The organism is Cryobacterium sp. BB307 (assembly GCF_012274275.1).
Taxonomy (GTDB): Bacteria; Actinomycetota; Actinomycetes; order Actinomycetales; family Microbacteriaceae; genus Terrimesophilobacter.
This window is the reverse complement of record NZ_JAANZA010000002.1, coordinates 306,245-320,545: the sequence shown is the minus strand read 5'-3', so window position 1 is coordinate 320,545 and position 14,301 is coordinate 306,245. Positions and strand designations below refer to the sequence as shown.

The following is a 14,301-nucleotide window of genomic DNA, read 5'->3' as shown; positions in this document are numbered from 1 at the left end:
CGCCCTCCACTCAACGAAGTTGTCCTCACTCTCTCAGACGCGGGAGCACAGGGAAACGTTGGGGCGATTCCAAGGTGGCGTGTTACCGCAGCGGGTCGAAGTGCTCGAGCAGCGGGCCCGGCTCACCAACGACTGAACTCGCCAGCATCCGCCCGGTGAGCGGGCCGAGCGCGATGCCCCACATTCCGTGTCCGCCTCCGACGAAGACCCGCGGAGACCGCGTCGGGCCGATGAGCGCGTGACCGTCGGTGGTCACCGGGCGTCCGCCGACCCATTCGTCCTGCCGGTCATCCCAGTCGATGCCCTGGAACACTGGTCGGGCGGTGTCGACGAGCAGCCGGATGCGACGCGGATCGGCCGCAGCATCCACCCCCTTGAACTCCATCATGCCGCCGACACGCAACCGGTCGCCGAGCGGCGTGCAGGCGAGACGTTGAGTCGGGAAGTAGATCGGATGCGTCGGCATCACCTCGGGTTTGACGCTGAAGCTGTAGCCGCGTCCGGCCTGCACGATGGCCTTGACACCGAACTTGCGGGCGAGGCGACCCAGCCACGCCCCGGTGGCAATGACGACCGAGTCCGCGTCGAGCTTCTCGCCGGTTGCTGCGGTGACCGTGACGCCGCTGCCGGTGTCGGCAACGTCGGTGACCTCGAACCCGGTGACGATCTCGGCGCCGCGGGAGCGCACGACTTCCGCGAGCGATTCTGCGTACTTCGGTGGGTCGATGAACCACTGACCGTGCAGCAGGACGCCGGCGGTGACGGCTTCGCTCAGGGTGGGCTCGATTTCACGCAGCTGTGCGCCGGTGGCGAGTTCGTAGTCGACTTCGCCGCCGGATGCCTTCACCACCTCGAATTCGCGGAGCAGCCCGGCGCGATCCTTGTCGCTCCGGAAACCGGCGAGGAACGGCTCGGCCTGCGTGACCGGCTCGCTGACGCCTCCCGCGGTGAGCTCGTGGAAGGCATCCATGGCCAGCGGGTTGACCTTGGCGAAGATGCCGATCGACTTCTTCCACCGCTTGGGCAGCGAGTGCCAGGCGAATCCGCTGAGGAACGGCACGAGCCTGGGGTCGAGCGGCACGTACAGCGGTGACGACGGCTTGACCAGTTGCCACGGGCCGGCCATGAGCATCGACGGCTCGCCGAGCGGAAGGGTGAGCGAGGGCGTGAGCCACCCGGCGTTGCCCCACGAGGATCCTGCTGCGACGCCGCTGCGGTCGACGACGGTCACCTCCACGCCGCGCTCCTGCAGGTGCCACGCGGTGGCAAGTCCGATCATTCCCGCGCCGATGACGACAACGCGTTGGGGCTTCATGTGCGATGTTGCTTTCTACTGACGAGAGAAGGAGGAGACTGGTCTCAGGGTAGAGGTTGCCTGATGCGACAGCCGAATCGTCTCAAGCCGCCCGGTTCGTAACAAGAAGGCCTCGAATGACTTCACGCGAACTTTCGACTTCGAGCTGATGCTCCCATGTATCGTTGACAAGACCTCAGCGGTGAGGGATCGCCGCCGGATGCGACCAGAGGGGGAGGGGGGAGTGGACCCGATGCGTGCCCTGCGGAAAACAAGTCGCACGCAACCGCCCACCCTGGCCAGACACGGTCGCCTTCACCGTCACCCGGCGTGGCGCGTGCTTCTTAAAGCGGCGGCAGTTGGCTGCGCGGTGCTGGTTGTGTCGAGCGTCAGCCTGGTCGGGGTAGTTCTGTTGAGTCTGGAGAGCCGCGTGGAGTCGGTGCCGCTCGTCGGCGAGACGCCTGGGCCGCCGCCGTCACTCGGATCGTTCGAGGGCGGGTTCAACGTGCTAGTGGTCGGCAGCGACGTGTGCGAGGACGACTCGGGCTGTAACGGGCGCGGCAAGGCGGAGCTCAACGATGTCACCATGCTCATCCACGTTGCCGAGGACCAACAGAGTGCCGTGGCAGTGAGCATCCCGCGGGATATGGTCGTGTCCATCCCGGCATGCCCCCGGAAGGACGGCAACGGGTTTCATTCGGCCATGTCCGCGCAGCCGATCAACAACACCCTTGCCTATGGCGGCCTCGCGTGCACTGTTCTAACCGTGTCGGAGCTCACCGGGCTCGAGATCCCTTTCGCGCTGCAGGTCAAATTCGAGGGTGTGAAGAAGATCACCGAGGTGATCGGCGGGGTGCCCGTGTGCGTGGACGGTCCGATCGATGACCCGTGGAGCGGGTTCAGCGTCGATGCCGCCGGCACGCACGAGCTGTCCGGCGAGGACGCATTGAACTTCCTCCGCACCCGTCACGGTGTAGGCGACGGCAGCGACTTGGGGCGAATCAGCACGCAGCAGATGTTCCTGTCGTCGATGCTGCGGACGTTGAAGAAGCCAGACGGCATTCTCAACGATCCGGTGGCGCTCTTCAGGCTGGCGACCGTGGTCAGCGAGAACACGATCTTCTCGAACAGTCTCAGAAATCCTATGACGATGGTCGCAATGGCCCAGGCGCTGAACGGTATGGGGCTCGAGAACGTCGCGTTCGCCCAATACCCGAGTGTCTATGGGCAGGATGGCGTCTACGCCGGGAAGGTCGCCCCGGTGGCGGCTGAGGCCGACAAAATGATGGACAAGATCCGGGCCGACGAACGATTCGTGCCCGGCAAGACTGGGCTGGGCACAGCGGCGGCGGATGCGCCCGAGACTGGGGAAGGCGCCTCCCCGCCTTCGAGCACGAGTGCTCCACCATCCGCCACCCCCGAGGTGTTGGACGGTGTTCAGGGCCAAACCGCAGCAGATGAGACCTGTGCCCGACACTTCTAGACGTTTGCGCCGCCCCGGTCACCGCACATGTGCAACAAGCGCGCGAAGCCGTTCAGCAATGACGTCTGGGACTTCCGCCGCGGCGAAATGTCCGCCTCGTTCGAGATGCTCGAACGAGAACAGGTCGCGGTAGAACGCACGCGCCGCCGCTTCCGGATAGTCGTGCTCGTGCCGCTGGATGTGCACCGATGCCGGCACCTCGACCGGCGGGATCTCGGCGCCATAATCGCGTTCGAAATACGGCCGAAACGAGCTGCCGATCGACTGCGTCGCCCAGTAGATTGTCGCCTCCGTCAGCATCCGCTCCCGCGACAACAGCCTCTCCACCGCTCGAGGGTCATCCCGAGGCGTGTCGCTCCACTCGATCAGCTTCTCGACGATCCACGCCAACAGGCCGACCGGTGAATCGTTCAACGCGGCCGCAAGGGTGTCCGGTCGGGTGGACTGCAGATGCGCATAGCCGCTCATGTCGTGCATGTCGGCGGCCAGGCGAGCAAAGAACGCTTCGATCTGCGGGTCGCCCAGCGCCTCGCGCTCGGCAGCAGTGGGGAAGTGCGCGTGAGTCGCGAGGATGCCGGCCACTGATTCCGGATGCGTGGCAGCGATCAGGTCATTCACGTTTGCGGTCACGTCCTCGCCTAGGTGACGTAGCGGCGATACCCGAGCACGCCCGTCATCAGCGTGTGCATCGTCTCAGCTAGGCGAGCCTCTGAGATCACTCCTTCGAAAGGGGACGAGAACGCAAACCCGGGAAGACTCGGCACAACGAAGGTGAGTTCGGGAGCGGCCTCGACCAAGGCGAGCTGAAGGGCGAACGTGTGGGGCCAGCCGTGCATGAGCAGCACCGGGGGAGCATCCGCGTCGGAGCCGAGCCGATGCACGAAGTGGATACTGGCGGTGTCGATCGTCGCGGTGAACTGCGGGAAGGAGTTCAGCCATGCCTGCCGGCGCGGCCAGTCGAACCGCCGCCAGTCATCGACGAGTTCCGCGAGGTAGTCGGCCGACAGAGCCGACCATGGCCGCCCCGGCGATTCCGGCAGCAGACGAGCACCGGCGAGCCGTGTGCGCAGGTCGTCGAGAATGTCGTCGCCGATGTCGATCCGAAATCGTGTGACCATCGGCTGATGGTACCGACGGCCACCGACGTCTCAGCTGGCGGGGTCGTACTGGAACGCGCGAACTTCCTGCGCGCATCGACAGGCGGTCGCGATCCTTGCGCCCCATTCCAGTGCCGCCTCATACGAGGGCAATTCCAGCACCGAGTAGCCGCCTTCGATCTGCTTCGTCTGCGGATAGGTTCCTTCGGTCACGGTCCCATCAGCATCGACCATGACGGGCGGCACGCTCTCATCGATACCGCCGCCGAACACCCAGACGCCGGCATCCTTCGCCTCCTGCACTACCGCGTGCGAGGCATCCACCACCGACTGGAATTCCTCCTCCGGAACGTCCATGGCACTACTCGGGAACGAGATCAGGTACTTCGTCATCGCATTGACTCCCTCTTCGCGCTTGAGCGATCGTGCTTCTTCATCATCGTCGTAGCGGTGGACCAGACGTGGCGCGTGCTCAAAGCGACTCAGCGAACTCAGAGCGTGAGCAGCACCTTGATGGCGCGGCGTTCGTCCATCGCCTTGTAACCTTCGGCGGCCTGCTCGAGCGGCAGCGTCAGGTCGAACACCTGACCGGGGTCGATCTCGCCGCTCATGATCAGGTCGACCAGCTCCGGCAGGAAGCGGCGCACAGGCGCCGGACCGCCGTGCAGGTGCACACCGGAGTAGAACAGCTCCTCGCCAGGCAGGGCGACGTCGTGTGAGACGCCGACGTATCCCACGTGCCCGCCGGCGCGCGTCGCTCGGATCGCCTGCATCATCGCCTCCTGCGTGCCCACAGCTTCGACGACTGAGTGCGCACCCAGTCCGCCTATCAGCTCCTTGATCCGAGCCACGCCGTCATCTCCGCGCTCCTCGACGATGTCGGTGGCGCCGAACCGGCGGGCCAGCGCCTGGCGGTCAGGGTGGCGGCTCATCGCGATGATGCGTTCCGCGCCAAGTCGCTTCGCCGCCAACACAGCAAGCAGGCCGACCGCACCGTCACCGACCACCGCGACGGTCTTGCCGGGTCCGGCCTGCGCGGCGACCGCGCCGAACCACCCGGTTCCCAAGACGTCGGATGCGGCGAGCAGGCCCCGTTCTTGGGCTTCGGTAGGCCGCGTCGGAATGGCGACGAGCGTGCCGTCCGCGAGAGGAACCCGCAGCCGCTCCGCCTGGGTGCCCATCCGACCCATGCCGACGGCGTGGACGCAGCGGCTCTGGTATCCGGCTTGGCAGATCTCGCAGGTGTTGTCGGAGGCGAAGAACGATCCGACGACGAAGTCGCCGACCTTGATTGTCCCGACCTGATCTCCGACCTCTTCGACCACGCCCACGTACTCGTGCCCCATCGGGATCGGCCACCTGGGTTTGTCGGCGCCCCGATACGGCCAGAGGTCAGAGCCGCAGATGCACGCGGCGGTCACGCGGATGATCGCGTCGGTGGGTTCCCGGATGCTCGGATCTTCGCGCTCTTCGACCCGAACATCGCCGGGGCCGTACATGACAACACCGCGCATCGTGATCCCTTCGTTCCCAGATTGCCCTCACTCTCGCAGACACGCACGCGGCACGGAAGTAGGGCTCATCGGCCGTCGTTCGGAGATTGGGGCGATCCTGACCGAGGACTTGTTGCCCCACCAGCACTGAATCGAGGAGGTTTCGCCGCAGAGACGCCGATTTCTCCTTGATTGCTGCCCCGGGCATCCGTATTACCTCGATGACCTGAACCCTGCCCGCTTGGCCTGCGCGTGGATGTCGACCCGCCGCCAGGGGGAGGGTTTAGACAAAACGTGCCCGTCTCAGACCGCCTGCGACCTCGCATCATCAAGCACTAGCTCGAGCAGCATCCGCAGCGCGTCGCGATCCACACCCGTCAACCGTGTGAAGTAAAGGCACACCTTGCTCGCACGATGGGGGCCGAGCCGAGCTAGAAGATCGGGCCAACGCTCCGCAAAATCGTTGGGCATGTAGATCGTATGTTCCCTGGGACCGGATGCGAAGGCGAGCAGGGGAGCGCGACCCCCGTGGCCGCTGTCGTAGCGGTACTCGTACTCTCCGAAACCGATGATGCGGCCCGCCCACACGACCGGTTGCTCGCCGCTGACGTCGCGGAAGATCGCGAGCAGTTCGTCCGCCTCGGCGCGCCGTGGGCCGGTGGCGCGGTCCAGCACCTCCGCGACCGGCAGGTCGGACGGTGACATCGCTGGCTGCTTCGTTGCCATGTTTCCTCGCGATCTTCCGGGACAACCAGCGTACTGCGGCGGGGTAAATCTAAGGCGCGTAGCGGACTGCAACCTCGCGCGTCTTGCTACTGCATTTCGAGTAGGATTCCACCGATCCCGCGACTATTGGAAACGGAAGAACCCCCAGTCAAAGCAGCTGGGGGTTCATGCACTGTCTCAACCAGTACCCGCCGGCCAAAGCCGGAAGTCTGCGTCCACGCTACCTCATCGCATCCGGCAACGAAGATGGCAGTCGTCAGCTGCCGCGGTTCACGCCGCTTCGCACACCCGCTTCAGGTCGACTAGGTCCTGGTGCAGCGCCTTCTTGGCCGCACCGACAAACAGCGTCCCGATGATGCCGGATAGGCGGGCGCCGAACGTGAGCGGGACACCCTCGAACGTCATGTCGACTCGGGTACCGCTGCCTTCCGGAGTGAATCGGTACTCGGTGCGGTAGTGGGCACCACGGGACTCAGCTTCGGCCACGTAGGACACGTCCTGTTCGTACGCCGTGACCCACATCTCCTCGGTCGCCTCTTTGCCGAACATGGTGCGGGTCTCCCGCCACTTGGTGCCAACGTTGAGTTGCGATGCCCCGGTGAGCACCTCGACCTTGGTAATCGCGCCGATGTTGGCCGCCGCATTCTCGAGGTCGCAGAACACCCCGAACACCCGTGCACGGTTAGCGTTGATGCTGATGCTGTCCTGGGTCTTCATGGTTCTCCTCTGCGATTCCACCGTTGTGGCGGGACAAGACTGTGCCAACCGTATCGGGAGTGGGAAGCGGCCCGGTGGTCGACGTTCTCGAGAGCGGCGCAGCGGTCGCCATGTCGATGAGACCATGTGCTGAACGGATAACTCCCGCAGCTGAAAGAGGAAGTGTGTTGGTCGAAATAGAGAGCGTGCCAATTCGGCGCCTGGATGGCTCACACTTCGCGGTCCAGTGGCGGGCGCCTTCCACACCGAGGGCTCCGGTGTATGTCGTTGTTCCGGCGATGGGGGTCGGCGCTCGTTTCTACCGCCAGTTCGCGGATGCGCTAGCCGAGAACGGGAGCGGTGTCGCTGTCACCGAACTGCGGGGGCACGAGGGGATGCAACCGTCGATCCCCGGGCGTCGGCGGGACTTCGGATACGCGGATCTGGCGGATGACCTCGATGCAGCAATAGAGGAAGTTCGGGAACGCGCTCCCGGTTCACCGGTGGTTGTCTTGGGTCACAGCCTGGGTGCCCAGGTGGCGTGTGTCAGCGTCGCACGCGGAGGTGCGACCGTAGATGCTCTGGCGTTCGTTGCCGCGGGGTCGGTTCACTGGCGACTCTGGCCACTTCGCTACCTCGTCGCCATTCAACTATTCGCTGCCCTCGCCGCGGTTGTCGGCCATTTCCCCGGGCGTCTTGTGAGCTTCGCTGGCAGGGAAGCGCGCGGTGTGATGCGCGACTGGGCTCGCCTGGCGCGCACCGGCCGGCTCACGTACGGCCGACCTCCTGTCGACGCGGGCCAGTCACTAGCGGTCCTCGAGTTGCCGGTGCTGGTTCTCTCGTTGCACGGGGACACATTGGCCCCGCAGCGCGCCGTGGGCGGGCTCGCGGCTCTCCTGCCGAGCGCACGGGTTACCCGCCGTCATCTGGTCTTGGATGCCGGCAAGCGGCCCCACTTCGGTTGGGCGAGCCGACCCGATGCTGTCATCTCGGAGCTGGAGGACTGGTCGTCCACGTGGGTTCAGCTTCCGGACTCAGTCTGAAATCTCCGCGACGCGGCGAACGGATGCCCGCGGCTCGGTGTTCACCGTGAGCTGGAAGATGTCGCTGCGGGAGTAGTGGCCGGTCACATCCAGGTCGTACTGGCCGCGCACCTGGTCGGCGAGATCGATGTCCGCCACCAGCAGTGCGCTCTCGCCGTAGATCGGGCCGGCGAGAACCTCGCCGAGCGGCGAGACGATCACGCTTCCACCGCGGATGAGTTCGGTCTCCGGATCGTTGCCCTGCACCGCCTCGTAGTCGTCTGGACAATCAGCGCGGGTCAGGTACTGGCAGGCGCTGAGCACGAACATCCGCCCCTCGTAGGCGATGTGGCGCATGCTGGACTGCCAGATCTCGCGGTCGTCGACGGTCGGCGCGCACCACAGCTGGATGCCCTGCTGGTAGGTCGCCAGGCGCAGCTGGGGCATGTAGTTCTCCCAGCAGATGGTGGCGGCGTACCGGCCGGCGGGGGAGTCGAAGACCTCCAGGGTGGAACCGTCACCCTGCCCCCAGATCAGGCGCTCGCTCGCGGTTGGCATCAGTTTGCGGTGTTTCCCGACCAGCGAACCGTCGGCACCGATGTAGACGGCCGTGCAGTACAGGGTTCCGCCATCGCGCTCGATGACGCCGACGACAATGGTCATGCCCGCGGATGCTGCCAGTTCACCGATCTCTTCAGTCTCCGGGCCGGGCACGCTGATCGCCGATTCGGAGTAGCGCAGGAAGTCATCACGTCCTTCCGGTGTGCGCGAGCCGACGACGGCTCCGAAATTCAACCCCTTCGGATAGCCGCCGATGAAGGCCTCCGGAAACACCAGGAACTCGACCTGCTTCTCGGATGCCTCCGCGACGATGTCCCGCAACCGCTGCATGGTCGCCGGGGTGTCGAACACTCGCGACCCGATCTGGGCTACGGCAACTCTCGTCATTGATGCGTCCTTCGCTGGTGTCTGCTGCTTCTGGTCAGCGTACTGAGTATTGAGGCGGGGTCCGCGCCGCCAGCCGCGCAACCGCATCCGCACCTTCGAAGCTTCTCCTGTCCAGCCCAAGAAGCCGTGCAACTGGGGGCTTCAAAGCGAGCAAAAGACATGGTAGCTTCTAACGTTAAAGTTCGCTGTTATTAGAAGCCCTGGCCAATCCAGGCCTGTCGCCTTCTAACCCGTAGAAAAGAGAAACCATGTTCACGTTAGCCACCGTCCAACCGGAAGACCCTCCAGACAAGAACCGACACCGGGAGACGCGCGCCGCGGCTCAGCTGGCCGGGACGCCCATGCGAGCCGTGCGGACACGACTGTTAGCGGTGCTCGCCTCACTCGCCCTCATGGTGGTTGCCTCGCCAACGACGGCAAGCGCGACCACGAACACCATCGTCGACACGGGATGGCAGCAGTTCACGACCCAGGGCGGCGTGGGCGGCGGCACAGTCGACGGGCCGTACGTCTTCGAGACCACCAAGCTGACGAAGGTGACGGTCACCGACTCGTTCTGCCACGGCGATGAGTTCTCCGTCTTCGACAACGGCGTGCTCATCGGTACCACTTCCGAGATCCCTGCAGAGCTCCGCACGTGTCCGACCCGTTTCTACTTGTCGGCCATTGCCCGTGCCGACATCTCGATGACCGACCCGACGTTCAGCCAGGGCACCTTCTATGTTGGTCCTGGATCGCACTCCTTGGAGTTTGTGAACAAGGCCATCTGGAACGGCATCGACAGCGGCTCGGATGCCTTCTTCCGGCTGGAGACCGTATCGCTGACCAAGGCGGACTGCATGGCCGGTGGATGGGAGAGCTTCGGCACGCTGTTCAGCAACCAGGGCCAGTGCGTCTCTCTCTCGAACGCGTTGCAGCACCTGACCGCTGCCAACGTCGGGACCGTGACGTTCGAGGCGTCACTGTTCGGCACTCTTGCTCGTGGCCTGACGCCTCCCGACCCGAGCTGGCACAAGTGGGTGGGCCCCTTCGCTCATCCGACGAGCTACGAGGCGAGGAGGACCGTGCCGATCACTCAGGCGGCCGGCAATGAAGTGTTGACGGTAACGGTGCCGGTCTCCCTGTCCGGTGCTGGTGCTGGCGACGCCGCGGTTGCCACCGTCACCATGACGATGACGCCTCAGGACCGATTCTTCTCTTGGATTCCGGTTGGACAGTACGGTTCTCTCGGGAACAGCGCGTGGGAACTCGTTGGGGATCCCACCGTCTCGGACCCATCCATGGTAACGACCTGGACCTTCCGCTCGACCGCACCCCTGAACCGCGGAGCAGCCTACGACCCGATCGTGATCTCGTTCAACGTCGGGGATAACAGCACCTTCAACAACGTCGTCTACGACTTCGGCCGCCCGCACACCGCCACCGTGTCGGTCACGGCTGATGGCTACGCGACCGGCACCGGATCGGGGTGGTACCCGCCGGAGAAATGACGGACGCGGATTCCCGCGAACCGAACCGATGACCAGCCCGGCCCGAGGCGAACGCCTCGGGCCGGGCTTTGTCTTGCGTCGGAGCGATTGCGTCGCAGGCGGCTCACCGTTCGCGGAAGTTCAGGTTGAGCACCTCGCCCACATACAGCATCGGATCCTGAGGCGACGGACCACGGGCGGGATTGAGGTAAAACACATCGTCGACAGTGATACCAAACCGGCCGGCCACCTCCGGGAGCAGGTCGTTCGGGGCAACGGTGTAGGTCACCGGGCGGCCAGTTGCATCGAAGACCACTTCGCCGCTCGCGCCACCCCGGATCCCGTCGTCGACGAGAGTGTCGAGGTAAGGACGCAGGGGGCCGAAGGTCCACACGAGCGGGGCGCGGGCCACGACTAGGTTGATGCAGTGGCTGCTGCCATCCGCTTGGGTCATTGTCGTCAGGGCGATCTCGCTGATGAATGTCGGGTCGCCGCGACCCAACGACAAGGGCATGATCAGCGGGTCGGTCGGGGTGCCCGCGACGATGTCGGTGAACGCAAACGCGTGACTGTCCACGCAGGGGTCCCCTTCTGAGTCGCGGAGCGGTGCACGCACGCCGAGCCGCTCATGGGTCGACACGAGGTCGCGGAGTTCGAGTTCGGCAACGTGCCCGTTCACGACAACGTCGACGGCGCCCGTCGTGGTCCCATCAGTCGAGTGAAATGTGCCCGACGCGACCAGACCCTGGGGAATGCGCTGCGGCTTGGCGGTCGGCAGGGCGGTCGGCTGGGCGGTCGCCACCGGGGATTCCGTTGCCCGAGTTGGTGCATCCCCGAGGGCGCTGCAGGAGACCAGCAGCACCGCGACAAGGGACATTCCCAATACTGCGCGGCTTCGTGTCATGCGCCGCCGGGACTCTACCCTGGCCAAACCGGAGGGCACTTCTCTTCGAGGATGGTCGTCCGGTCTGGGTCCGAAGTGTCAACGCTGAAGTAGGGGTTCCAACCGGCATGGGGCCAGTTGTCGACGAAGTATTGTCGGCTCGGTGGCGCGTCGATCTCATGCCCCTCCCGCTCCAGGCATGGGGTGAGCCCAGTCACGAAGTAGTCGTATATCTGCCCGATCTGATCTTTGGTTGCGATCGGGTAGAGCGATGGGTCGATCGGGTACATCACATTGCAGATGTACTCGGCGACAGCCACCTGCTCGGTGTACCCATTAAGAAACTCGTAGCCACCGCCGTTCTCAGCGAGGGCTGCCTCGACACCCTCGTCCGACAGGCAATCGACGATGGTTGCCATGTATGCGTCGTGTTCAGGTGTGCGGATGTAATGGACATCCGGTCGGGTCGCGTCAGGGAATCTGACCAAGACTTTCTCCCATGCAATGTCGGCGGCCAGATCCATCGCGTTGAACGGTTGGTCAGACGACGGGGTTGCAGGTGGCGATGGCGGAGATGCATGCGTGTCGTAAACGGTGCAGGCGGTCAGCAGGAAAAGTCCGGCACAAGTCGTGGCAAGAAGCAGCGCAACCCGATCGAACGTACGGCGCTCCCGCTTCGCTGTCGAAGCAGTCTTTCGACGCATGGAAAGTGCTGACATCCGCTCACCCTACTGTCCTGGCGAACGATTGGACAGATGTGTGGGTCGTAGCAGCCAGGATTGTGCGAGGCCGCCGGCCGCTAGGTGCCGGGCCCAAAGAGGTTCGCAGGCTGTTGCGGGCACTTCTCATTGATCGCGATCCAGTCGTCCTCGTCACTGGGCGGCAGGTCGGAGTACGGGGACCACGGGTCAGTCAGATATCCGTCGCGAAACACCTGCCACGACGGAGGTTCGCTGATCGCATGGCCCTCGGCCTCAAGACAGGGGACAAGTTCGAGCACGTAATAGTCGTAGAGGTAATACATCTGGTCCTCGGCCAAGGGAACCAAGTAGATCGGGTCGATCGGGTAACGCACCGAGCAGACATAGAAGGCGATCGCCTGAGCTTCACCCTGCTCAGGTGGGACGAGCTCGGCGTGGATGCCCCCATCGGGCCGCGCCGTAACCTGGAAACCCTCACCGACCATGCATTCAGCCATGGCAAGCGCCCACTCGGTAGCCGACACGAATCGCACTCGCTCCACGTCGGGGATGACAGCCCCCGGGTGTAGCCACTCAACGCGGTCCCGCTCATAGAGAACGTGATCACGATACGCCACCTCCCGCGCCGCCTCGCTCAAGGGCTCAACGTTCGGAGCCGGCGCCCGCTCCTGCGGGGCGCAGCCAACTAGCGAAGCCGCAAAGAGTAGAGCCGGGAACGACAGCAGCCACTTGCTTACTCGGAGGCACATTCCTCGGTAAACCGTCGTCGCTGGTACGGGCGATCGCAGTTGAATCCGACGCACGGCTCGTATGCATGACCAGACACGTCGTCGCGGGTGAGGGGAGACGCTGTGCAAGGCGGTGCCACCCGTTATTCGTCCGACGGGTAGAGGATGTCGTCGGGCGGCCGTTGCGGGCAGGACTCGTTAAGCGACTGCCAGTCCTCGTCACTAATCCGCGCGGCATCCACCGCTCCGTATGGGGCCCATTGATCGGACTCAAACGTGGCTCGGAATGTGGCTTTGCTGGGGACATACTCAATCGGATAACCGTTGGCCTCTAGACAAGGCACCAGGTGGTCGACGTAGTAGCTGTAAAGGATGTTGATCTGCTCGTCGCCGAAAACCGGGATAGTGGACTGGTCCACGGGATACCTGGCGTAACAGATGTAGTTGGCCAGCTCGTAAGCCTCGTATTGACTCTCGGGCAGGTCGACGGGCGCAGCCTGACCCCCGTCGAAGGTGACGAAGACGTTGTAGCCCTGTTCGTGCATGCAGTCGGACCACACGGTGTTGGCCTCGTTGACGGAAATCAACCGCACCATCGTGGTCGGTGGCGGGTTGGTGATCCCACTGGCTTGCTGAAGAACCAAGTACTCGTCATAGTCAAAGGCTTCTTGGGGCGAGATGTCGGGCGCTGCCTCTCGCTCGTCATCAACGCCTCCCCAAGCGCAACCGGTCAAGACCACGGCGACCAGGAGTGCGCTCGCTGCTCCGCATAGGGCTCTTGGCAGCCTTGCGGTCGGAGCCCACCGTCGAGACGCCGTCGTCTCACTCGATTCCGACAATGGCTCAGTCATGAGCCGAGCCTATGCTTTCAACACCACGTTCGAGTCCCCATGGAGATGACATTTTTCGAGGCGGCAGGAATGCTCGACCTCGTCAATATTTAGTACAGGTCATCGGGGGCCTGCGGGCACCTTCTTACTATCTCCGCCCACTTTTCAGGAGAGTCGGCCCGAGATGCCGCATCTGCGATCGGTAGCCAGGCGTCCTCGTAGTATGTCTCACGAAATACTTGTTGGCTCGGCGGCGGCGATATCTGGTACCCGAGGCCCGTCAAGCATTCCGTGAGATCGCCCACATAGTACAAATAGAGCCGATCGAGTTGCGCGTCGGTTAGTGGGCGCTGGTATTTCGGGTCCCGTGGGAACTTCGCAGTACAGACGTAGCGGGCGACATCAAAAGCCTGTACTTGCGAAATATCTCCCCACTCAATGGAGCCGTCGTCGTTTGCTCGAACGCTGGAGAAGCCTTCTTCGGTCAGGCAATCCGCCATCACTTGAGCCCACTCATCTGTTGAGATGGTTCGGACGATCTCGACGGACGGCCTCACAGCAGACGGGTACTGCGTCTGAACTTGGTTCCAGTGTTGGTCGAGAGACTCCTCAATGATCTGCGCGTCGGTCAGCGAGGACGTTGTATCTACTGGATCGCCATCCGCCTCAGTTGTGGCACAACCGGTCGTCGCGATGGCGAGAATCAAGACGCCCACGAGGGCTCCGAAGAGGGATGTAGATCTAGTGCCACCCCGCATCTATCCACCCGTCTGTCCGTGAATCGGAGTTCTACCCAACACTCTGCACCGCACCATACCCATAGGCCAGATCACTGGACGCTTTCAATGTTGCGAGCAGGTACGAAACGCAAAGAGCTTGCCCATATCGTCGACTATTCGACACGCGACTTGACTCACCGTTCCAGCGCTCG

Annotated in this window: 16 protein-coding genes; 3 read left to right on the top strand and 13 right to left on the bottom strand. The window is 63.9% G+C overall.

Features of this window, described 5'->3' with window-relative positions; genetic code table 11:
- Positions 1 to 82: 82 nt before the first annotated feature.
- The gene (locus tag HGK58_RS08830; RefSeq protein ID WP_168627218.1) at positions 83 to 1,315 is read right to left on the bottom strand and encodes an FAD-dependent oxidoreductase; all 1,233 of its coding nucleotides are present in this window, start codon (positions 1,313 to 1,315) and stop codon (positions 83 to 85) included.
- A gap of 391 nt (positions 1,316 to 1,706) precedes the next feature.
- Between HGK58_RS08830 and HGK58_RS08825 the strand changes: the two genes are divergently transcribed.
- On the top strand, positions 1,707 to 2,777 hold the full coding sequence (locus HGK58_RS08825) for an LCP family protein (RefSeq protein WP_168627217.1): 1,071 nt from the start codon (positions 1,707 to 1,709) through the stop codon (positions 2,775 to 2,777).
- Positions 2,778 to 2,795: 18 nt separating this feature from the next.
- Here the strand turns inward: HGK58_RS08825 and HGK58_RS13805 are convergent, their stop codons facing one another.
- From HGK58_RS13805 to HGK58_RS08800, 6 genes are all read right to left on the bottom strand, one after another.
- Positions 2,796 to 3,407, bottom strand: a complete 612-nt coding sequence (locus tag HGK58_RS13805; protein WP_246865496.1) for a hypothetical protein — start codon at positions 3,405 to 3,407, stop codon at positions 2,796 to 2,798.
- A gap of 8 nt (positions 3,408 to 3,415) precedes the next feature.
- The gene (locus HGK58_RS13800) at positions 3,416 to 3,895 is read right to left on the bottom strand and encodes an epoxide hydrolase N-terminal domain-containing protein (RefSeq protein WP_246865495.1); all 480 of its coding nucleotides are present in this window, start codon (positions 3,893 to 3,895) and stop codon (positions 3,416 to 3,418) included.
- A gap of 30 nt (positions 3,896 to 3,925) precedes the next feature.
- Entirely contained in the window at positions 3,926 to 4,267 is a 342-nt protein-coding gene (locus HGK58_RS08815; RefSeq protein WP_168627216.1) for a YciI family protein, read from the bottom strand.
- 98 nt (positions 4,268 to 4,365) lie between these two features.
- Complete coding sequence (locus tag HGK58_RS08810) at positions 4,366 to 5,388, bottom strand: zinc-dependent alcohol dehydrogenase family protein (protein WP_168627215.1); 1,023 nt, start codon at positions 5,386 to 5,388, stop codon at positions 4,366 to 4,368.
- Positions 5,389 to 5,670: 282 nt separating this feature from the next.
- Entirely contained in the window at positions 5,671 to 6,072 is a 402-nt protein-coding gene (locus tag HGK58_RS08805) for a DUF1801 domain-containing protein (RefSeq protein ID WP_246865494.1), read from the bottom strand.
- 291 nt (positions 6,073 to 6,363) lie between these two features.
- Positions 6,364 to 6,810: an SRPBCC family protein gene (locus tag HGK58_RS08800; RefSeq protein ID WP_168627213.1), complete on the bottom strand. Its 447-nt coding sequence runs from the start codon at positions 6,808 to 6,810 to the stop codon at positions 6,364 to 6,366.
- Between the two features lie 257 nt (positions 6,811 to 7,067).
- Here HGK58_RS08800 and HGK58_RS08795 point away from each other — a divergent pair, with 257 nt between their 5' ends.
- Positions 7,068 to 7,832, top strand: a complete 765-nt coding sequence (locus HGK58_RS08795) for an alpha/beta fold hydrolase (protein ID WP_168627212.1) — start codon at positions 7,068 to 7,070, stop codon at positions 7,830 to 7,832.
- Here the strand turns inward: HGK58_RS08795 and HGK58_RS08790 are convergent.
- Entirely contained in the window at positions 7,824 to 8,759 is a 936-nt protein-coding gene (locus HGK58_RS08790) for a carbon-nitrogen hydrolase family protein (RefSeq protein ID WP_168627211.1), read from the bottom strand. The two genes, HGK58_RS08795 and HGK58_RS08790, sit on opposite strands and share 9 nt — an antisense overlap.
- Positions 8,760 to 9,007: 248 nt before the next feature.
- Here HGK58_RS08790 and HGK58_RS08785 point away from each other — a divergent pair, with 248 nt between their 5' ends.
- Positions 9,008 to 10,249 (top strand): hypothetical protein, encoded by a 1,242-nt coding sequence (locus tag HGK58_RS08785; RefSeq protein ID WP_168627210.1) that lies wholly within the window; start codon positions 9,008 to 9,010, stop codon positions 10,247 to 10,249.
- A gap of 103 nt (positions 10,250 to 10,352) precedes the next feature.
- On the opposite strand, the gene HGK58_RS08780 is transcribed toward HGK58_RS08785, so the two are convergent.
- The 5 genes from HGK58_RS08780 to HGK58_RS08760 all read right to left on the bottom strand — a co-directional run bounded on the left by HGK58_RS08780 (position 10,353) and on the right by HGK58_RS08760 (position 14,086).
- Positions 10,353 to 11,105, bottom strand: coding sequence for a LysM domain-containing protein (locus HGK58_RS08780; protein ID WP_168627209.1), 753 nt, complete (start codon positions 11,103 to 11,105; stop codon positions 10,353 to 10,355).
- A 41-nt stretch (positions 11,106 to 11,146) separates the two neighbouring features.
- Positions 11,147 to 11,830 (bottom strand): hypothetical protein, encoded by a 684-nt coding sequence (locus HGK58_RS08775; protein WP_168627208.1) that lies wholly within the window; start codon positions 11,828 to 11,830, stop codon positions 11,147 to 11,149.
- 80 nt (positions 11,831 to 11,910) lie between these two features.
- Positions 11,911 to 12,309, bottom strand: coding sequence for a hypothetical protein (locus HGK58_RS08770; protein ID WP_168627207.1), 399 nt, complete (start codon positions 12,307 to 12,309; stop codon positions 11,911 to 11,913).
- Positions 12,310 to 12,683: 374 nt separating this feature from the next.
- Positions 12,684 to 13,391, bottom strand: coding sequence for a hypothetical protein (locus tag HGK58_RS08765; protein ID WP_168627206.1), 708 nt, complete (start codon positions 13,389 to 13,391; stop codon positions 12,684 to 12,686).
- A gap of 89 nt (positions 13,392 to 13,480) precedes the next feature.
- A complete protein-coding gene (locus HGK58_RS08760; RefSeq protein ID WP_168627205.1) occupies positions 13,481 to 14,086 on the bottom strand; it encodes a hypothetical protein in 606 nt (201 codons plus the stop codon).
- Positions 14,087 to 14,301 lie beyond the last annotated feature (215 nt).